Origin of the sequence: Pseudoxanthomonas mexicana, assembly GCF_046736355.1 — a bacterium.
In the GTDB taxonomy this organism is placed as follows: Bacteria; Pseudomonadota; Gammaproteobacteria; order Xanthomonadales; family Xanthomonadaceae; genus Pseudoxanthomonas_A; species Pseudoxanthomonas_A mexicana_B.
Genome location: NZ_CP157201.1, coordinates 2670597 through 2688216 on the forward strand (window position 1 = coordinate 2670597; position 17620 = coordinate 2688216).

The 17620-nt window shown below is 70.0% G+C and carries 17 protein-coding genes; 13 read left to right on the top strand and 4 right to left on the bottom strand.

Translation table 11 applies throughout. The features are described from left to right. Nucleotides 1-37 precede the first annotated feature (37 nt). Nucleotides 38-739: an FKBP-type peptidyl-prolyl cis-trans isomerase N-terminal domain-containing protein gene (locus AAG688_RS12280; RefSeq protein WP_411832528.1), complete on the bottom strand. Its 702-nt coding sequence runs from the start codon at nt 737-739 to the stop codon at nt 38-40. A 182-nt stretch (nt 740-921) separates the two neighbouring features. Here AAG688_RS12280 and AAG688_RS12285 point away from each other — a divergent pair, with 182 nt between their 5' ends. Genes AAG688_RS12285 through nth form a run of 3 tightly spaced genes read left to right on the top strand, consistent with a single transcriptional unit; the run spans nt 922 to nt 2745 of the window. Then, complete coding sequence (locus AAG688_RS12285; RefSeq protein ID WP_411832529.1) at nt 922-1704, top strand: enoyl-CoA hydratase/isomerase family protein; 783 nt, start codon at nt 922-924, stop codon at nt 1702-1704. Nucleotides 1705-1714: 10 nt separating this feature from the next. Beyond that, nucleotides 1715-2080 carry a hypothetical protein gene (locus AAG688_RS12290; protein ID WP_411832530.1) on the top strand — a complete coding sequence of 122 codons (366 nt, stop codon included), beginning with the start codon at nt 1715-1717 and terminating at the stop codon, nt 2078-2080. After that, nucleotides 2077-2745: an endonuclease III gene (gene nth, locus AAG688_RS12295; RefSeq protein WP_411832531.1), complete on the top strand. Its 669-nt coding sequence runs from the start codon at nt 2077-2079 to the stop codon at nt 2743-2745. Before AAG688_RS12290 ends, nth begins: the two co-directional genes overlap by 4 nt. 155 nt (nt 2746-2900) lie before the next feature. Here nth and AAG688_RS12300 read toward each other — a convergent pair whose 3' ends face one another. After that, nucleotides 2901-4196 carry an OprO/OprP family phosphate-selective porin gene (locus AAG688_RS12300; RefSeq protein ID WP_411832532.1) on the bottom strand — a complete coding sequence of 432 codons (1296 nt, stop codon included), beginning with the start codon at nt 4194-4196 and terminating at the stop codon, nt 2901-2903. 255 nt (nt 4197-4451) lie between these two features. Here AAG688_RS12300 and pstS (AAG688_RS12305) point away from each other — a divergent pair, with 255 nt between their 5' ends. The 10 genes from pstS (AAG688_RS12305) to rnt all read left to right on the top strand — a co-directional run bounded on the left by pstS (AAG688_RS12305) (nt 4452) and on the right by rnt (nt 13502). Continuing rightward, the gene (gene pstS, locus AAG688_RS12305) at nt 4452-5501 is read left to right on the top strand and encodes a phosphate ABC transporter substrate-binding protein PstS (RefSeq protein ID WP_411832534.1); all 1050 of its coding nucleotides are present in this window, start codon (nt 4452-4454) and stop codon (nt 5499-5501) included. 236 nt (nt 5502-5737) lie between these two features. Beyond that, nucleotides 5738-6835 (top strand): phosphate ABC transporter substrate-binding protein PstS, encoded by a 1098-nt coding sequence (gene pstS, locus AAG688_RS12310; protein ID WP_411832535.1) that lies wholly within the window; start codon nt 5738-5740, stop codon nt 6833-6835. A 108-nt stretch (nt 6836-6943) separates the two neighbouring features. Continuing rightward, nucleotides 6944-7915 (top strand): phosphate ABC transporter permease subunit PstC, encoded by a 972-nt coding sequence (gene pstC, locus AAG688_RS12315; RefSeq protein WP_411832536.1) that lies wholly within the window; start codon nt 6944-6946, stop codon nt 7913-7915. Further along, nucleotides 7915-8766 (top strand): phosphate ABC transporter permease PstA, encoded by an 852-nt coding sequence (pstA, locus tag AAG688_RS12320; protein ID WP_411832537.1) that lies wholly within the window; start codon nt 7915-7917, stop codon nt 8764-8766. Before pstC ends, pstA begins: the two co-directional genes overlap by 1 nt. An 8-nt stretch (nt 8767-8774) precedes the next feature. Further along, nucleotides 8775-9596: a phosphate ABC transporter ATP-binding protein PstB gene (gene pstB, locus AAG688_RS12325; RefSeq protein WP_411832538.1), complete on the top strand. Its 822-nt coding sequence runs from the start codon at nt 8775-8777 to the stop codon at nt 9594-9596. 128 nt (nt 9597-9724) lie between these two features. After that, complete coding sequence (gene phoU / locus AAG688_RS12330) at nt 9725-10432, top strand: phosphate signaling complex protein PhoU (RefSeq protein WP_411832539.1); 708 nt, start codon at nt 9725-9727, stop codon at nt 10430-10432. A 101-nt stretch (nt 10433-10533) separates the two neighbouring features. Beyond that, on the top strand, nt 10534-10971 hold the full coding sequence (locus tag AAG688_RS12335) for a hypothetical protein (protein ID WP_411832540.1): 438 nt from the start codon (nt 10534-10536) through the stop codon (nt 10969-10971). A 52-nt stretch (nt 10972-11023) separates the two neighbouring features. Continuing rightward, on the top strand, nt 11024-11893 hold the full coding sequence (locus AAG688_RS12340; RefSeq protein WP_411832541.1) for a DUF692 domain-containing protein: 870 nt from the start codon (nt 11024-11026) through the stop codon (nt 11891-11893). Beyond that, the gene (locus AAG688_RS12345; protein ID WP_411832542.1) at nt 11886-12650 is read left to right on the top strand and encodes a DUF2063 domain-containing protein; all 765 of its coding nucleotides are present in this window, start codon (nt 11886-11888) and stop codon (nt 12648-12650) included. Before AAG688_RS12340 ends, AAG688_RS12345 begins: the two co-directional genes overlap by 8 nt. A 222-nt stretch (nt 12651-12872) precedes the next feature. Next, a complete protein-coding gene (rnt, locus tag AAG688_RS12350; RefSeq protein ID WP_411832543.1) occupies nt 12873-13502 on the top strand; it encodes a ribonuclease T in 630 nt (209 codons plus the stop codon). Nucleotides 13503-13517: 15 nt separating this feature from the next. On the opposite strand, the gene AAG688_RS12355 is transcribed toward rnt, so the two are convergent. Next, nucleotides 13518-15419, bottom strand: a complete 1902-nt coding sequence (locus AAG688_RS12355) for an ATP-binding protein (RefSeq protein WP_411832544.1) — start codon at nt 15417-15419, stop codon at nt 13518-13520. Continuing rightward, nucleotides 15416-17614: an EAL domain-containing protein gene (locus AAG688_RS12360; protein ID WP_411832545.1), complete on the bottom strand. Its 2199-nt coding sequence runs from the start codon at nt 17612-17614 to the stop codon at nt 15416-15418. Before AAG688_RS12360 ends, AAG688_RS12355 begins: the two co-directional genes overlap by 4 nt. Between the last annotated feature and the right edge of the window lie 6 nt (nt 17615-17620).

Consider the following 17620-nt stretch of genomic DNA (forward strand, 5'->3'; position numbering starts at 1 on the left):
ACGGCAAAGGCGGGCGCGTGGCGCCCGCGCCGTTGCGTCACTTCACGCTGACGAGCTTGATTTCGAACACCACCGCCAGGTTCGGCGGGAAACCGGTGCGCGGGTCGGCGCCGTAGGCCTTGTCCGGCGGCAGCGCCACTTCCCACTTGGCGCCGGACGGCATCTGCAGCAGCACCTCGCGCATGGCCTGCATCTCGACCTCGCTGACCTTCACCGCCTGCATCTTCTGCGGCGGACGCGCCTCGGCCGGACGCTGGCCGAACGGGAACGGGCCGGCGACTTCCAGCTCCACCGTGCTGGCCTGGGTCGGCTTGGCGCCGCTGCCGTTCTCCAGCACGCGGTACTGCACGCCGCTGGGCAGCGACTGCACGCCCTGCTTGGCCTTGTTCTGGGCGATGAACTGGTCGCTCTTGGTCTTGTTCTCGGCCGCGACGCGGTCGTACTCGGCCTTGGCCTGCTGGGCGCGGGCCTGCTCGCGCTTCTGGAACGCCTCCAGCGCCGGGCGCAGCTGATCCGGGGTCAATGCCGGCTGCTTCTTGGCGAAGGCATCCTGCAGTCCCTTGACCACCGAATTGATGTCGAGCTGTTCGCCACGGCCGGCCAGCTCGGCCAGGTTGTTGCCGTAGTCATAGCCGAAGTAGTAGCTCAGCTTCCCTTTCTCGGACGTGGTGTCCTGGGCCAGGGCGCTACCGGCCATGGCAAACGCAGCAACAGCGACCGCTAACGAACGCAACTTCATCAAGCAATTCTCCGGAAGGGAAAGGCGACGGCGCCGCCTGGGAATGGACGGGCTAGGATAGCGGCCGACGCGCTTAACCGCCACTGACGGCGGGGGTTTGCGCCCTTTCCCGGGAGGCGGAGTTCATGTCCGCCGCCCCGATTCACTTAATATTTACAACTCGCCCCCGCAACGAGCCCTCCATGACCGACACGCCCATCACCGTCGCCGACCACGGCCCCATCCGCCACGTCACCGTCAACCGGCCCGACAAGCTCAACGCGCTGAACGCGGCCACCCTGGACGCGCTGCACGACGCGTTCGGGCAGGCCGCCGGGGACGAGGGCGTGCGCGTGGTCGTGCTGACCGGCGCCGGGCCCAAGGCTTTCGTCGCCGGCGCCGACATCGCCGAGATGGCCGACCTGAGCGCCACCCGCGGCCGCGACTTCTCGCTGCGCGGCCAGCGGCTGATGCGCCGCATCGAGACGATGCCCAAGCCGGTGATCGCGATGATCAACGGCTTCGCGCTGGGCGGCGGGCTGGAACTGGCGATGGCCTGCCACCTGCGCATCGCCGCCGATACGGCGAAGGTCGGGCAACCGGAAATCAACCTCGGCCTGATCCCCGGGTTCGGCGGCAGCCAGCGCCTGCTGCGGCTGGCCGGACGCGCCGCGACGCTGGAACTGTGCCTGCTCGGCGCGCCGATCACCGCCGAACGCGCGCTTCAGCTGGGCATCGTCAACCGCGTCGCGCCGGCCGCGGAACTGGAGGCCGAGACGCGGAAGCTGGCCGAGCAACTGGCCGCCTCCGCGCCGCTGGCGCTGCGCGCCACGCTGGACATCGTCAACGTCGGCGGCGAGTGCGCGATCGAGGAAGGCCTGCAATACGAGTCGGCGCAGTTCGGCCTGATGTTCGCCACCGAGGACATGCGCGAAGGTACCCGCGCCTTCCTCGAGCGCCGCAAGCCGGCCTTCGAGGGCCGCTGAGGTCGCCGCGATGGCTTCCGCCTGCCCCGCCTGCGAGCACGCCCGCCGCCTGTACCCGCTGGTCGCCGCCGATCGGCTGGACGAGGCCATCGAGGCCGGGCTGATGGATTTCGAAGCGTGCGCGTGCGGCGGCGACGAAGCCGCCGTCGCCGCGCTGGCGCAGGCGCAGGCGCGCCTGCGCGATGCCTGGGAGGCGCGCGAACGCCATCGCCGCCGCAGCGCGCGGCTGGCACGGCGCGCGGCCGAGCGCGAAGCGCGCCGTGCGGCCGCCGCGCCTGCCGCCACGCCCCTCTCGCCCAGGCCCGCGCTGCCGCCGGCGGCCGCCGACATCCTGGCGCGCGCCAAGGCCAGGGCGGCCGAAAGGATGAAGCGGTGACCCGCGCCCCGCGGCGCGGCGCCACGCTCCGGCGCGAGGAAGTGGTGGAACTGTTCTCGCGCCTGCGCGAACTCAACCCGCATCCGACCACCGAGCTGGAATACGCCACGCCGTTCGAGCTGCTGGTGGCGGTGACGCTGTCGGCGCAGGCCACCGACGTCGGCGTCAACAAGGCCACCCGCCGGCTGTTTCCGGTCGCCAACACGCCGGCCGCGATCCTGGCGCTGGGCGAGGACGGGTTGAAGCGCTACATCTCGACCATCGGCCTGTACAACGCCAAGGCCAGGAACGTCATCGCCACCTGCGCGATCCTGCTGGACGAATACGGCGGCGAGGTGCCGCGCTCGCGGCAGGCGCTGGAATCGCTGCCGGGCGTCGGCCGCAAGACCGCCAACGTGGTGCTCAACACCGCCTTCGGCGAGCCGACGATGGCGGTGGACACGCACATCTTCCGCGTCGCCAACCGCACCGGGCTGGCGCCGGGCAAGGACGTGCGCGCGGTCGAGGAGCGGCTGCTGAAGGTGGTGCCGGCCGAGTTCATGCAGGACGCGCACCACTGGCTGATCCTGCACGGCCGCTACGTCTGCAAGGCGCGCAAGCCGGACTGCCCGCAGTGCGTGATCCGCGATCTGTGCCGCTACCCGGACAAGACGGTCGCGGCCTAGGAATCCCGTGGGAGCGACGTCAGTCGCGACGGCTTCCAGGGTGAAGCCCCGTCGCGACTGACGTCGCTCCCACAAGGGCAGGCAAGACGACGCCCCCGGCATGCGGGGGCGTCGGGTTCCGTCCGGAGAGAGAGACGGAAGTGGGGGCGCCGCGATCAGAAGCTGAACTGCGTGCGCAGCGCGTACTGCGCGGTCTCGTCGCCGTTGACCTCGTTCTCGCCGCGGGCGTAGTTGAACATGAAGCGCAGGCTGGGATTGACGTAGTAGTTCAGGCCGAGGATCCAGCTGCTGGCCTCGCGGTTGGCGATGTCCTTGTTCTCGATGGTGTCGTAGCGCGCGGTCAGCTCCCACAGGCTCCTGCCGTCGACCTTGGGCGAGGCGAACACGCCGGTGGCCGGCTTGTACGCCTTGTGGCCGCCGTTGAGCAGGAAGCTGCCCTGCACGTACCAGGTGGTCACGTCCTGGTCGGCACCGATCGGCTGGCCAAAGGTCGCGTTGGCGTATTCGGCCTGGAAGAACGCCGGGCCAAACGAGCCGGCCGCTTCCAGCCCGTAGGCGGTGACGGTGTTGCGGCTGGCGCCGCTGGTGGTGGCGATGGCCTGCGCCGGGCCGCGGCGGCCGGCGTAGTTGGCGGTGGCGGTCAGGTCCGCCGAGCCCTGGTTGTTGTTCTCGTTGCTGGCCCAGCCGCCGAAGTGCAGCGTGCTGTCGGCGGTGTTGATCGGCGCGAAGGTGACGCGGCCGGCCACGCCGGTGCCCTCGTTGCGCGCGCCGGCGGCGCCGCGCAGGTTGAACACGCTGATGCCGGCGGTGTAGTGGTCCGAAGAGCGCAGGTAGCCCACGCCCTGCTGGAACTGGCGGCCGCTGAAGAGGCCGGTGGCGGTGGCGAACGGGCGCTCCATCATCAGGATCTCGTTGGAGCTGGTCAGCTCTTCCATCGCGCGGTACGGCTTGAAGTGGCCGATGGTGATCTTGCCGCCCAGCGCGGCGCGGGCGATGTAGGCGTCGCGCAGGCCGTCGAGGTTGGTGCCGGCGGCGAAGTCCTGCTCGACCTTGTAGTCCCAGTCGTAGGCCTTGCCCTGCAGGGTCAGGCGCGCGCGGCGGAACTCGGTGGTGCCGGTGGTGGCGGCGATGTCGCGGTCGAAGGCGTAGGCGTCGAAGTGGATGCGTCCGCCCAGCGAGGCTTCGAACTTCCTGTCGGCCGAGGTCACCTTGATGCCGCCCTTGGTCTCGACCTTGGGCGTGGTCGCCGCCATCGTGTCCAGGTTCTGCTGCGTGCCTACGTTGATGTCCGACTGCGCGTCGCTGCGCTCTTCCAGTTCGGCGACCTTGGCTTGCAGGGCGGCCAGCTGCGCTTTCAGTTCGGCCAGTTCGCGATCGCTGGCGGCCGAGGCGTTGAAGGACAGGCTGCAGGTGGCGACGGCCAATGCGGTGGCCAGCAGGGAATGACGCATGAGGAATCTCCGGAAGGTGTGTGCGGCGCGTGGATGCGGCTTGCGACCGGCCCGCCAAGGGGCCGTCAAGGTTGGCGCAAAGGATGCGGCCGCTTTCTGACAGTCTTGTGTGATTGCGATGACGGAAAGATGACAGCGCGGCATGGCCGGGCGCGGCGGTGCGGCGACAGCCCCGATCCGGCCCGTCATATTCCTGTCTTGCGCAAGACACCGGATTGTCATCGAAGCGTCGTGCAATGCGCGCCACGGCGATGCATGCCGTCCCATCACCTTCAGGAGCCTTCCGTGTTCAACTCCCTCAAGTTCCGCGTGGCGGCCATCGCCGCCGCCGCTGCCTTCTCGGCGCATGCGCAGGCCGCCGACGTGACCGGCGCCGGCGCTTCGTTCGTCTATCCGGTGATGACCAAGTGGTCGGCCGACTACGCCGGCGCCACCGGCAACAAGGTCAACTACCAGTCGATCGGCTCGGGCGGCGGCATCGCCCAGATCAAGGCGGGCACGGTGGACTTCGGTTCTTCCGACGCGCCGCTCAAGCCGGAGGAACTGGCCAGGTTCGGCCTCGCGCAGTTCCCCTCGGTGATCGGCGGCGTGGTGCCGGTGATCAACGTGCAGGGCATCGCGCCGGGCCAGCTGAAGCTGGACGGCACCACGCTGGCCGACATCTTCCTCGGCAAGATCACCACCTGGAACGCGCCGGCGATCGCCGCGCTCAACCCGGGCCTGGCGCTGCCGGCGGCCAAGATCACCGTCGTGCGCCGCTCGGACAGCTCGGGCACCACCTTCAACTTCGTCAACTACCTGTCCAAGATCAGCCCCGAGTGGAAGAGCAAGGTCGGCGAAGGCACCACCGTGCAGTGGCCGGCCGGCATCGGCGGCAAGGGCAACGAGGGCGTGGCCGCCTACGTCAAGCAGGTCAAGGGCGGCATCGGCTACGTCGAGCTGTCCTACGCGCTGCAGAACAGGATGTCGCACGTGAGCCTGAAGAACGCCGCCGGCCACTACGTGCAGCCGAGCGAGGAGACCTTCGCCGCGGCCGCCGCCAGCGCCGAGTGGAGCAAGTCGAAGGACTTCCATCTGGTGATGACCAACGCGCCGGGCGCCAATTCCTGGCCGATCACCGCCACCAACTTCATCCTGATGCACAAGCAGCCGAAGAAGCTGGCCAGCGCCAAGAGCGCGCGCGACTTCTTCCGCTGGGTCTACGCCAACGGCGACGCCCAGGCCAAGGCGCTGGACTACGTTCCGCTGCCGGACCCGCTGGTGCAGCAGATCGAGGCCTACTGGTCGCAGAACCTCAAGTACTGATCCAACCCTCCCTCCTGATGTCCATTGCAGCGGGCCGCAAGGCCCGCTTTTTTTGTGGCGCCGGGCAGCGGAGCAAGCTCCGCTCTACAGACAGCACGCGTCGGGCTCGCCTGGCGGAAGATCGCCGGGCAGCGGCGCGAGCTCCGCTCTACAGATCCGGGAGGGTGTCATCACGCTGTAACAAAAACATCATTTCATAGCCGGCATTCCCCAGACAGCGAACCTGGAGCCGTTGAATGTCCTTCGCGACGCCCGCCCGCCTGGCCACCCTGGCCCTGTGCACGTCCCTGTTCCTGGCCGCCTGCAAATCCGAGAGCGGCGCGCCGCCGGCCGCCACCGCGGGCGACCCGGCCACCACCGCCGCGCCGGCCCCGGGCGATCGCATCGACGCCGTGGTCACCGGCGCGGGCGCTTCCTTCATCTACCCGGTGATGGCGCGCTGGTCGGCCGACTACAACACCGCCACCGGCGCGAAGATCAACTACCAGTCGATCGGCTCGGGCGGCGGCATCGCCCAGATCAAGGCCGGCACCGTCGATTTCGGCTCGACCGACAAGCCGTTGCCGCCGGAGGAACTGGCGCAGGCCGGGCTGGCGCAGTTCCCCTCGGTGATCGGCGGCGTGGTGCCGGTGATCAACGTGGAGGGCCTGCAGCCGGGCCAGCTCAAGCTGACCGGCCCGCTGCTGGCCGACATCTTCCTCGGCAAGATCGCCACCTGGAACGACCCGGCGATCGCCGCGCTCAACCCGGGCCTGGCGCTGCCGGCGGCCAAGATCAACACCGTGCACCGCTCCGACGGCTCGGGCACCACCTTCAATTTCGTCAACTACCTGTCCAAGGTCAGTCCGGAGTGGAAGGGCAAGGTCGGCGAAGGCACCTCGGTCAACTGGCCCGGCGGCGTCGGCGGCAAGGGCAACGAAGGCGTGGCCGCGTACGTGCGCCAGCTGAGGAATTCGATCGGCTACGTCGAGCTTGCCTACGCCGAACAGAACGACATGAGCTACGCGTCGCTGCAGAACGCGGCCGGCAAGTTCGTGCAGCCGACCGCCGGGAGCTTCGCCGCCGCCGCGGCCAGCGCCGACTGGGGCAGCACGAAGGACTTCAACCTGGTCATCACCAACGCCCCGGGCGAGCAGGCCTGGCCGATTACCGCCACCAACTTCATCCTGGTCCACCGGCAGCCCAAGGACGCCGCGCGCGCGCAGGCGATGCAGGCGTTCTTCCGCTGGGCGTTCGAGCAGGGCAAGGCACAGGCGGAGGCGCTGGACTACGTGCCGCTGCCGGACGAGCTGGTGGCGCAGATCGAGGCTTACTGGGAGGCGGAGATCAAGTGACGATTCGGCCCGCGCGCAACGCGCGCGGCTTTGCCGAATCAGGGATTTCCTCCAACTCCTGCCACACCTTTTCCATCGCCTTAGAACGCCGGAAACTCGCCTCCCGCGATGAACGCCACCGCCCTGTCCCTGACCTCCACCGATCTGCGCACCGCCCGCGACGCGCGCGCCGATCGCCTGTTCCGCTGGCTGCTGGCCAGCGCCGGCCTGTTCGTGCTGCTGTCGCTGTTCGCCGCCGCGCTGTCGATGCTGTGGGGCGGGCGCGAGGCCTTGCAGGCGTTCGGCCTGGGCTTCTTCTTCAGCAGCGAGTGGAACGTCGGCACGCGCGAGTTCGGCGCGCTGGTGCCGATCTACGGCACCCTGGTCAGCGCGGGCATCGCCATGCTGATCGCGGTGCCGGTCAGCTTCGGCATCGCGCTGTTCCTGACCGAGGTGGCGCCGGTGTGGATGCGCGGGCCGGTCGGCATGGCGATCGAACTGCTGGCCGGCATCCCGTCGATCATCTACGGCATGTGGGGCCTGTTCGTGCTGGCGCCGCAGCTCAGCGAGCACGTCTATCCGTGGCTCGACGAGACCTTCTCCGGCGTGCCGCTGGTCGGCGCGGTGCTGTCCGGCCCGCCGCTCGGCATCGGCATGCTGACCGCCGGGCTGGTGCTGGCGATCATGGTGATCCCGTTCGTCTCCTCGGTGATGCGCGAGGTGTTCCTGACCGTACCGGGCCGGCTGAAGGAATCGGCCTACGCGCTCGGCTCCACCCGCTGGGAGGTGGTCTGGGACATCGTGCTGCCGTACACGCGATCGGCGGTGATCGGCGGCGTGTTCCTCGGCCTGGGCCGCGCGCTGGGCGAGACGATGGCGGTGACCTTCGTCATCGGCAACGCCTACGCCATCAGCACCGCGCTGCTGGAGCCGGGCACCTCGATCGCGGCCACCATCGCCAACGAGTTCGCCGAGGCCACCGACCCGCTGCACCGCGGCTCGCTGCTGCTGCTGGGCTTCACCCTGTTCCTGCTGACCTTCATCGTGCTGGCGGTGGCCCGCCTGATGCTGCGCCAGCTCGCCAAGCGGGAGGGCAACTGATGTCCGTCTCCCTGTACGGCTGGCGCAGGCTCAAGAACGCCGTCGCGCTGACGCTGTCGATCGCCGCGGCGCTGTTCGGCCTGATGTGGCTGGTGTGGATCCTGTGGACCACGATCAGCAAGGGCCTGGGCAGCCTGAACCTGGACCTGTTCACGATGATGACCCCGCCGCCGAACGAACCCGGCGGCCTGGCCAACGCGATCTTCGGCAGCGTGGCGATCAGCCTGACCGCGATCGCGCTCGGCACGCCGATCGGCATCGCCGCCGGCACCTGGCTGGCCGAATACGCCAACCGCCACTGGCTGGGCGAGACCATCCGCTTCGTCAACGACATCCTGCTGTCGGCGCCGTCCATCGTGCTGGGCCTGTTCGTCTACACGCTGATGGTCGCGCAGATGGGCCACTACTCGGCCTGGGCCGGCGCGGTGGCGCTGGCGTTCATCGCCCTGCCGGTGATCGTGCGCACCACCGACGAGATGCTGCGGCTGGTGCCGCAGCAGATGCGCGAGGCGGCGCTGTCGCTGGGCGTGCCGCAGTGGAAGGTCACCACCCAGGTGCTGATGCGCTCGGCGCTGCCCGGCATCGTCACCGGCATCCTGCTGGCGCTCGCGCGCATCAGCGGCGAAACCGCGCCGCTGCTGTTCACCGCGTTCAACAACCAGTTCTGGAGCACCGACATGAACGCGTCGATGGCCAACCTGCCGATGGTCATCTACCAGTACGCGATGAGCCCGTACGACTCGTGGAACTCGCTGGCCTGGGCCGGCGCCCTGCTGGTCACCGTGCTGGTGCTGCTGCTGAGCCTGTCCGCCCGCCTGATCCTGCTGCGCAACAAGATCGCCCACGATTGAAGACGCCCATGAACGACGTAGCCCGCATCCCCCTGGCGACCGCGCAGCAGCACGCGCCCGCCCTCGACGACGCCGCCCGCATGAAGCTGGAGGCGCGGCAGCTCGATTTCTTCTACGCCGGCGCGCAGGCGCTGAAGAACATCAACCTGCGGATTCCCGAGAAGAAGGTGACCGCGCTGATCGGCCCGTCCGGCTGCGGCAAGTCGACGCTGCTGCGCATCTTCAACCGCATCTACTCGCTGTATCCGAAGCTGGAGGCGCGCGGGCAGGTGCTGCTGGACGGCGAGGACATCCTCGACGCGCGCTACCCGATGAACCGGCTGCGCAGCAAGGTCGGCATGGTGTTCCAGAAGCCGGTGCCGTTCCCGATGACGATCTACGAGAACGTCGCCTACGGCATCCGCCACCACGAGCGCATCTCGCGCGCCGACATGGACGTGCGCGTCGAGCAGGCGCTGCGCCAGGCCGCGCTGTGGGAAGAGGCCAAGGACAAGCTCAGGCAGAGCGCGCTGGGCCTGTCAGGCGGCCAGCAGCAGCGCCTGTGCATCGCCCGCGCGGTGGCGCTGCGCCCGGAGGTGATCCTGCTCGACGAGCCGACCTCGGCGCTGGACCCCATCTCCACCAGCAAAATCGAGCAGCTGGTGGAGGAGCTCAAGCGCGACTACACCCTGGTCATCGTCACCCACAACATGCAGCAGGCCGCGCGCGTGTCCGACTACACCGCCTTCATGTACCTGGGCGAACTGATCGAGCACGACGCCACTTCGATCCTCTTCTCGCGCCCGTCCAGGCAGCAGACCGAGGATTACATCACCGGGCGTTTCGGGTGACGCGGCCGGAAATGGGGAATAGGGAATAGGGAATCGATAAGAGCGAAAGCGCCGGCTCCCCCTACCACCACCCCACCAAACCCCGTAACCGCTCCTACCATTCCCCATTCCCTACTCCCCATTCCCGTATGAACACTCCCCACGAGCACATCGTCAAAAGCTACGACGAAGAACAGCGCCGCCTGGCCGGCGAGATCGTCCTGATGGGCGAGACCGCGGTCGCGCAGCTGGAGGCGGCGCTGGACGTCGTGCAGCGCCGCGACGACGGCGCCGCCCGCCGCATCGTCGCCAACGACGAGGCCATCGACGCGCTGGAGCGGCAGATCAGCCACGACGTGATGCACATGGCGCTGCGCGGGCCGATGGCGCGCGACCTGCGCGAGATCCTGGCCGGACTGCGCATCCCGGCCGACATCGAGCGCATCGGCGACTATGCGGCCAACGTGGCCAAGCGATCGATCGCGCTGAACGTGTCGCCGCCGATGCCGCAGATCACCGGCCTGCGCGCGCTCGGGGCGCTGGCCGCGCGGCAGGTGCGCGACGTGCTGGCGGCCTATCGCGACGGCGACGCCGCGCAGGCGCTGGTGGTGCGCGAGCGCGACGCCGAGCTGGATGCGCACTACACCGCGCTGTTCCGCGAACTGCTGACCTACATGATGGAAGACCCGCGCAACATCACCCCCTGCACGCACCTGCTGTTCATGGCCAAGAACCTGGAGCGGATCGGCGATCACGCCACCAACATCGCCGAGAACGTCTGGTTCCTGGTCCACGGCGACCAGCCGCTGCCGCCGCGCGACAAGCGCGACGAGACCAGCACGACCGGCGCGGTCTGAGGCCGCCCGGCGGGAGCCCCGCGGCTTACATCGGGCTAACGCTTCCCCCGTACACTTGCCGCACCGCGCGGGGCCGTCCCGCGCTCCAACGGGAGATCAGCATGTCCAAGTCCCACAACAGGCCGTCCACGCTGGCGATCAGCGCCGCGCTGGCCGGCGGCATCGCGCTGGCCGGCTCGGCCTTCGCCATGCAGCCGCTGGCGCAGGGCTACCTGCTGTCCGCCGGCGACGGCGCCAAGGCGGCCGAAGGCAAGTGTGGTGGTGAAGGCAAGTGCGGCGAGGGCAAGTGCGGCATGGCCAAGGCCGACACCGACAAGGACGGCAGGATCTCGCAGGCCGAGTTCGCCGCCGCCCATCCCGACAAGGCCGACAAGGTGGACAAGGCCGGCAAGTTCGCCAGCATCGACACCAATGCCGATGGCTTCATCGACGCGGCCGAGATGAAGGCCCATCACGCGGCCATGCACAAGGACAAGGCCGGGGAAGGCAAATGCGGCGAAGGCAAGTGCGGCGAGGGCAAGTGCGGCGGCAGCGCCTGAACCACGCACTGCCGTCCCTCCCCCTGAGAGGGACGGCGTGCCGCGCGATCCCATGACGTCGATTCCGCCCCTCCCCGCCGCCAGCGCCGGCCTGGGCCTGCGCCGCGCGCTGCTGGACGCGTTGCTGGACGCGCCACCGGGCGCGTTCGATTTCCTCGAATGCGCGCCGGACAACTGGATCGGCGTCGGCGGCCGCTATGGCGAGGCGCTGGCCGAGTTGTCCTCGCGCCACCGGCTGACCTGCCACGGGCTGTCGCTGTCGCTGGGCGGCATCGAGCCGCTGGACCGGACCTTCCTGGCGCGTACCCGGCGCTTCCTCGACCAGCACCGCGCCGCGCTGTACAGCGAGCACCTGAGCTACTGCGGCGACGACGGCCACCTGTACGACCTGATGCCGCTGCCGTTCACCGAGGAAGCGGTAGCGCACGTGGCCGCGCGCATCGCGCAGGCGCAGGACGCGCTGGGGCGGCGCATCGCGGTGGAGAACATCTCCTACTACGCCATGCACCCGCCGCTGCCGGGGCGCGCGGCGCTGGACGAGGCGCAGTTCATCAACGCGGTGCTGGAACAGGCCGACTGCGACCTGCTGCTGGACGTCAACAACATCCACGTCAACGCGATCAACCACGGCTACGACGCGCGCGGTTTCCTCGCGCGGATGCCGTCGGCGCGGATCGCCTCGTACCACGTCGCCGGCCACTACGACGAGGCCGAGGATCTCAAGGTCGACACCCACGGCGCGCCGGTCAAGGACGACGTGTGGTCGCTGCTGGCCGAGGCCTACCGGCTGCACGGCGTGCGGCCGACGCTGCTGGAGCGCGACTTCAACTTCCCGCCGCTGCCCGTGCTGCTGGACGAGGTGCGGCGCATCCGCGACGTCCAGGCCGATACGGCCGGCGCGGCGGCGCGCGCGCATGGATGACGCGCTGCGCCGGCAGCAGTACGCGCTGGCCGCGCACCTGCGCGACCCGCGCGCGCATCCGCCGCCGCCGGGCATCGAGGAGCGCAGGCTGGCGATCTACCGCGACCTGTTCTTCAACAACATCGAAGGGCTGCTGGCCGGCAACTTCCCGGTCATCCGCAAGACCCTGGGCGAGGAGCGCTGGCGCGCGCTGGTACGCGACTTCTACGCGCAGCACCGCAGCCGCACGCCGCTGTTCCCCGAGATCGCGCGCGAGTTCATCCGCCATTGCGAAACGCGCGAGGGCGACGGCGATCTGCCGCCCTGGCTGACCGAGCTGGCGCACTACGAATGGGTGGAACTGGCGCTGCAGATCTCCGATGCGCCCTTGCCCCCGCACGATCCCGACGGCGATCTCCTGGCAGGCGTGCCGGTGCTGTCGCCGCACGCCTGGGCGCTGGCCTACCGCTGGCCGGTGGCGCACATCGGCCCGGACCATCAGCCGTCCACGCCGCTGCCCGCGCCGACCCTGCTGCTGGTGCGGCGCGACCGCGGACTGCGCGTGCATTTCTCCAGCATCTCGCCGCTGGTCCACCGGCTGCTGGAACTGCTGGGCCAGGGTGGCGCGAGCGGGAACCGGGTGCTGCGGCAACTGGCGGCGGAGGCCGGCGCCGATGACGAGGACGCGTTCCTGCGGCAAGGTGCGCAGATGCTGGAGCGGATGCGCGGGGAGGATACGCTGCTGGGCAGCGAGATTTCTTCTACGCCGCAGGGGTGAATCCCTTGGAAGAGCAGCGGAGCGAGCTCCGCTCTACAAGGAGAAGCGCGTGTAGAGCCGAGCTTGCTCGGCTGCGCACCCTCCGGAGCCATTGAGCGGAGCGAGCTCTGCTCTACAAGAAGGAGCGCATGTGGAGCCGAGCTTGCTCGGCTGCGCACTCCCCGGAGCCATTGAGCGGAGCGAGCTCTGCTCTACGGTGGCGCCTCTGCTACCCTTTCGCGCATGACCGACACCGTCCCCTCCCCTTCCTCCGCCACGCCGATGGCCCGCCGCTTCCGCGGCTACCTGCCCGTGGTGGTCGACGTGGAGACCGGCGGCTTCGACTGGAACCGCCACGCGCTGCTGGAGATCGCCGCCGTGCCGATCGACCTGGACCAGGACGGGCGCTTCGTCCTCGGCCAGACCGCCAGCGCGCACCTGCATCCGGCACCGGGCACCGAGATCGATCCGCAGTCGCTGGAGGTCACCGGCATCGACCTGGACCATCCGTTCCGCTTCGCCAAGCACGAGAAGGAGGCGCTGGACCACGTGTTCGCGCCGGTGCGCGCGGCGGTCAAGAAACACGGCTGCCAGCGCGCGATCCTGGTCGGCCACAACGCGCATTTCGATCTCAACTTCCTCAACGCGGCGGTCGCGCGGGTCGGCCACAAGCGCAACCCGTTCCATCCCTTCAGCGTGTTCGACACCGTCACCCTGGCCGGCGTGGCCTACGGCCAGACCGTGCTGGCGCGCGCGGTGCAGGCGTCGGGGCAGGAATGGAACGCCGCCGACGCGCACTCGGCCGTCTACGACGCCGAGCAGACCGCGCGGCTGTTCTGCACCATCGTCAACGCCTGGCCGCGCCCGCAGTAGCGGCGCGCGGCCGGCTCACTGCGCCGGCCCCCGGCGCGGGATGCGCAGCGTGAAACGGGTGCCGTGCCGGCCCGGCTCGGCGCCGTCGGCGATCGCCTCGCTCTCCACCCGGATGCTCCCGCCCAGCACCTCCACCACGATCTGGTGGACGATGTGCAGCCCCAGGCCGTTGCCGCCCGCGTGCCGGCGGGTGGTGTAGAAGGGCTCGAATATCCGCGGCAGGTCCTGGCTGGCCACGCCGGCGCCATCGTCGGACACGGCGACGACGACGTGATCGGGGCCTTCGGCATGGCCTTCGATGCGGATCACGCTGGCCGCGTCCGGCGCATGGCCGTGGATCAGCGCGTTGGCCAGCAGGTTGGAAATCACCTGCTCCAGCGGGCCGGGGTAGCTGTCCATCTCCAGGCCCGGCTGCAGATCCAGTTCCAGCACGATGCGCCCGCCGAGGTCGCCGCGGCGCAGGCGCGGATCCGCGTCCAGGATCGCCTCGCGCAGGTCGAAGCGCCGGCGTTGCAGCGAGGTCCGGTCCACCGCCACCTGCTTGAAGCGTTGCAGCAGCGCCGCGCTGCGCTGCAGCTCGCGCGTGGCCAGCGCGATCGCCGCATCGGTCTCGGCCACGAAGGACGCCAGCTGCGAGCGTTGCAGGCCGGCCTCCATCCGCTCGCGCAACAGCGCCAGGTCGCCGCGGACGTTGCTCAATGCCAGCAGCGCGCTGCCCAGCGGGGTGTTCATCTCGTGGGCGACGCCGGCCACCATCAACCCCAGCGACGACAGGCGCTCGGCGCGGGCCAGTTCCGCCTGCATCGCGCCCAGCCGTTCGTTGCTCTCGGTCAGGGCGCGGTTGGCCTCGCGCAGTTCGTCGATGAAATCGGCCTCGGCCGCCATGCTGCGCGCCGCGCCCAGCACCGCGCCCAATGCGATCCACGCACTGGCCAGGCTGACCAGGACCAGCGCCGCCTTCCAGCGCCATGCGCCGCCATTGGCCTCGGAGCGCCGCGCCAGCACGCGCACGTCCCACACGTCCGCTCCGGAAGCCGGGTCGGCTCCACGGCCGCGCAGGCTGGAGAAGGTCCAGTCCTTCCATTCGCCCTGGTCCGCGCCGCGCATGGCGCGCCACAGTCCCGGCTGCTGCCGCGCCAGCGATCGATCGGGCAGGCCCAATTGCCAGCCCCATTCGTCGGCCGCCGCCTCGCCGGCGATCCAGTAGCCCTCGGGATTGACCAGGTAGAGCGAGAACCCCTTCGCTTCCGCGTTCGCGCGCAGGCGCTCGATCACCGGCCGCATCTCCAGGTTGATCACGACCACGCCGATGCGCTCACCATCGACCAGCACCGGCGAGGCGGCGCGCAGCATCGGCCGCAGCGGCTGCTCGATCACGTCGTTCTCGACGTTGAGATCCAGCGCCGACAGGTAGACCTGCCTCGGCCCGAGGCCGACCGCCTCGGTGTGGAACGGGCGCTCGGACTTGTCCTGCAACTGCTCCGGCGGCACCAGCACGGCGGCGCCGTCGTTGTTGACGCGCAGGCGCTCGTGGCCGTGGCGATCCAGCCAGCGCACCTTGCTGTAGCCCTGGGTGCGGTCGGAAAAGCTCAGGAAGGTGATCGCCAGCGGCGTGTCCATCGGTTCGGCCGGGCCCGGCTGCGGCGGGAACCGGGCCGGCAGGTCGGCCAGGAACACCACGTCCTTGCCCAGCCGGTCGAGCAGGCGCTGCAGGTGCTGCACCGCGTCGGCCACCACCGCGGCGCGCGCCTGCCGCAGCGGCGCCTGCACCGCCTCGCCCACTTCCCACCACAGCAGCGGGATGCCGACCAGCAGCCAGGCCGCCCACGGCAGCGCCTGCGGCAGCAGCCGCCGCCAGTGCCGCCGCAACGCCGGCAGCGAGCCGCGCCAGCCGCCGAAGAAGGCGGCGGCCTTCATCCGCGCAGCCGCCGGATCAACGCATCCAGCGGCTCGGGCCGGGCGAAGTGGTAGCCCTGCGCGCTGTGGCAGCGGCGGCTGGCCAGCCAGTCCGCCTGCTCGGCGGTCTCCACGCCCTCGGCCAGCACGCGCAGGCCCAGCCGCCGGCCCAGGGTGATGATCATGTCGGCGCTGCTGCGCTGGTCCTCGATCCGGCCGATCTGCTCGATGAAACTGCGATCCAGCTTGAGCGTGGTGATCGGCAGCCAGTGCACGTAGCGCAGCGACGAATAGCCGGTGCCGAAATCGTCCACCGCGATCGGGAACCCGGCCTGCCGCAGCCGCCCCAGCACCTCGCGGTTGGCCTGCAGATCCTCCATCACCACCGACTCGGTGATCTCCAGTTCCAGCCGCTGCGGGCGCACGCCGTGGCGGGCGACCGCCGCCATCAGCTCGTCGGCGAACTCGCGCCGCTGCAATTGCAGCGGCGACACGTTCACCGCCACCGGCAGATCCGGGAAGCCCTCGGCATCCAGCCGCGCCAGCGCGCGGCAGGCATGTTCGATCACCTGCCTGCCCAGCGGCACGATCATGCCGGTCGCCTCGGCCACCGGGATGAAGCGCGCCGGCGGGATGTCCTCGCCGGCGTCGTGCCAGCGCGCCAGCACCTCGGCGCCGACGATGCGGCCGCTGGCCAGCTCGAACTGCGCCTGCAGCACGATATGGATGCCGCCGGCCTGCAGCGCCTGGTGCAGGCGGTGCGACAGCAGCAGGCTCTGCTGGCTCTCGCGCTCGTGCTCGCGGGTGTATTCCAGCATGCGGCCGGCGCCGCTCTGGCGCGCGCGCTTGAGCAGCAGCAGGCCCGAGGCCATCGCCCGGCGCGGGCTGCCCTCGTAGCCGTCCAGGTCCAGCCGCGCCGCGACGATGCCGATCAGCGGCGCCGCGCCGGTGGCGTCCTCGTCCTCCACCCGCTGCACGCGCGTGTCGGTCAGCATCGCCGCGGGGCCGAGCACGGCGAAGATGCCCTCGTGCATGCGCGCGACCAGGCACGGCGGCGGGAACACCTGGCGCAGTCGATCGGCCATCCGGCGCAGCAGCAGCGCGCCCTGCTCGATGCCCAGCGCCAGGCTGCTCTGCGCGTACTGCTCCAGTTCGAACAGCAGTAGCGCGCGATCGCGCGGGCCGGCGATCTCCAGCACCGAATCCAGCGCGCGCTGCAGCGCGTTGGCATTGGGGATGGCCAGCAGCGCGTCCTCGTAGGCCATCTGGTCCAGGCGGCTGGCCAGCGCGACGTTGATCAGGCCGGTGTTGGCATTGGTGGCGAACACGCGCAGCAGCTCGCGCTCGGTCTCGTCCAGCGTGCGCGCGGTGGCCAGGTAGACGGCCACCGGCGGGACGTGCTCGGCGCCCTCGAAGAACAGCACCTGGCTGCACTCGGCCTCGACCGCGGAGCGGTTCTCCAGCGCGTCCAGCAGCATGTCGCGGATGCGCGCGTCGTCGATGTGGCGCAGCGACTGCATCGCCAGCGGCGCGAAGCGGCCGGCCACCCCGATCAGCCGCGCGGCCAACGGGCTGTCGGCGTCGGCCTGCACGCACACCAGCCCGTCCGGCGCCACGCCGAGCAGGCGCGACATCTCGTGGATCACGCGCTGGGAGAAGTCGCGCAGGTTCTTGGTCCGCGCCAGGCTGTTGCTGGCCTCCACCACCAGTTGCAGGCCGCGCTTGGCGCGGGCCAGCGCGCGGATCTCCTGCCAGGTGCGCAGGCTGGCGGTGAGGATGCCGTGCAGGCGCTCGCGGTGCAGCTCGGTCTTGAGCCAGTAGTCGCTGATGTCCAGCCGTTCCAGCGTCTGCTTCATCGGCGCCATGCCGGGCTGGCCGGTCACCAGCACGATGCGCACCTCGGCGTTGCCGAGCACCTCGCGCACGCTGCGCACCAGGCGCAGGCCGGCGTCGTCGGTCTCCATCACCACGTCGAGCAGGACCAGCGCGATCTCCGGCGTTTCGGCCAGGATGCGGGCCGCCTCGGTCGCCGAGCCGGCGGTCAGCAGCTGCACCCGCTGATCGTGGAAGCGGTAGCTGGACAGGGCCATCCGCAACGACTGCTGGAAGGCGGAATCGTCGTCCACGCTGAGCACGATCAGCGGCCGTGCGTTGTCGACGGGCGGAGCGTCGTTGTCCTCGGCTGCGAAAACGAATTCGCTGTCGAATCCCTGCATGATCCT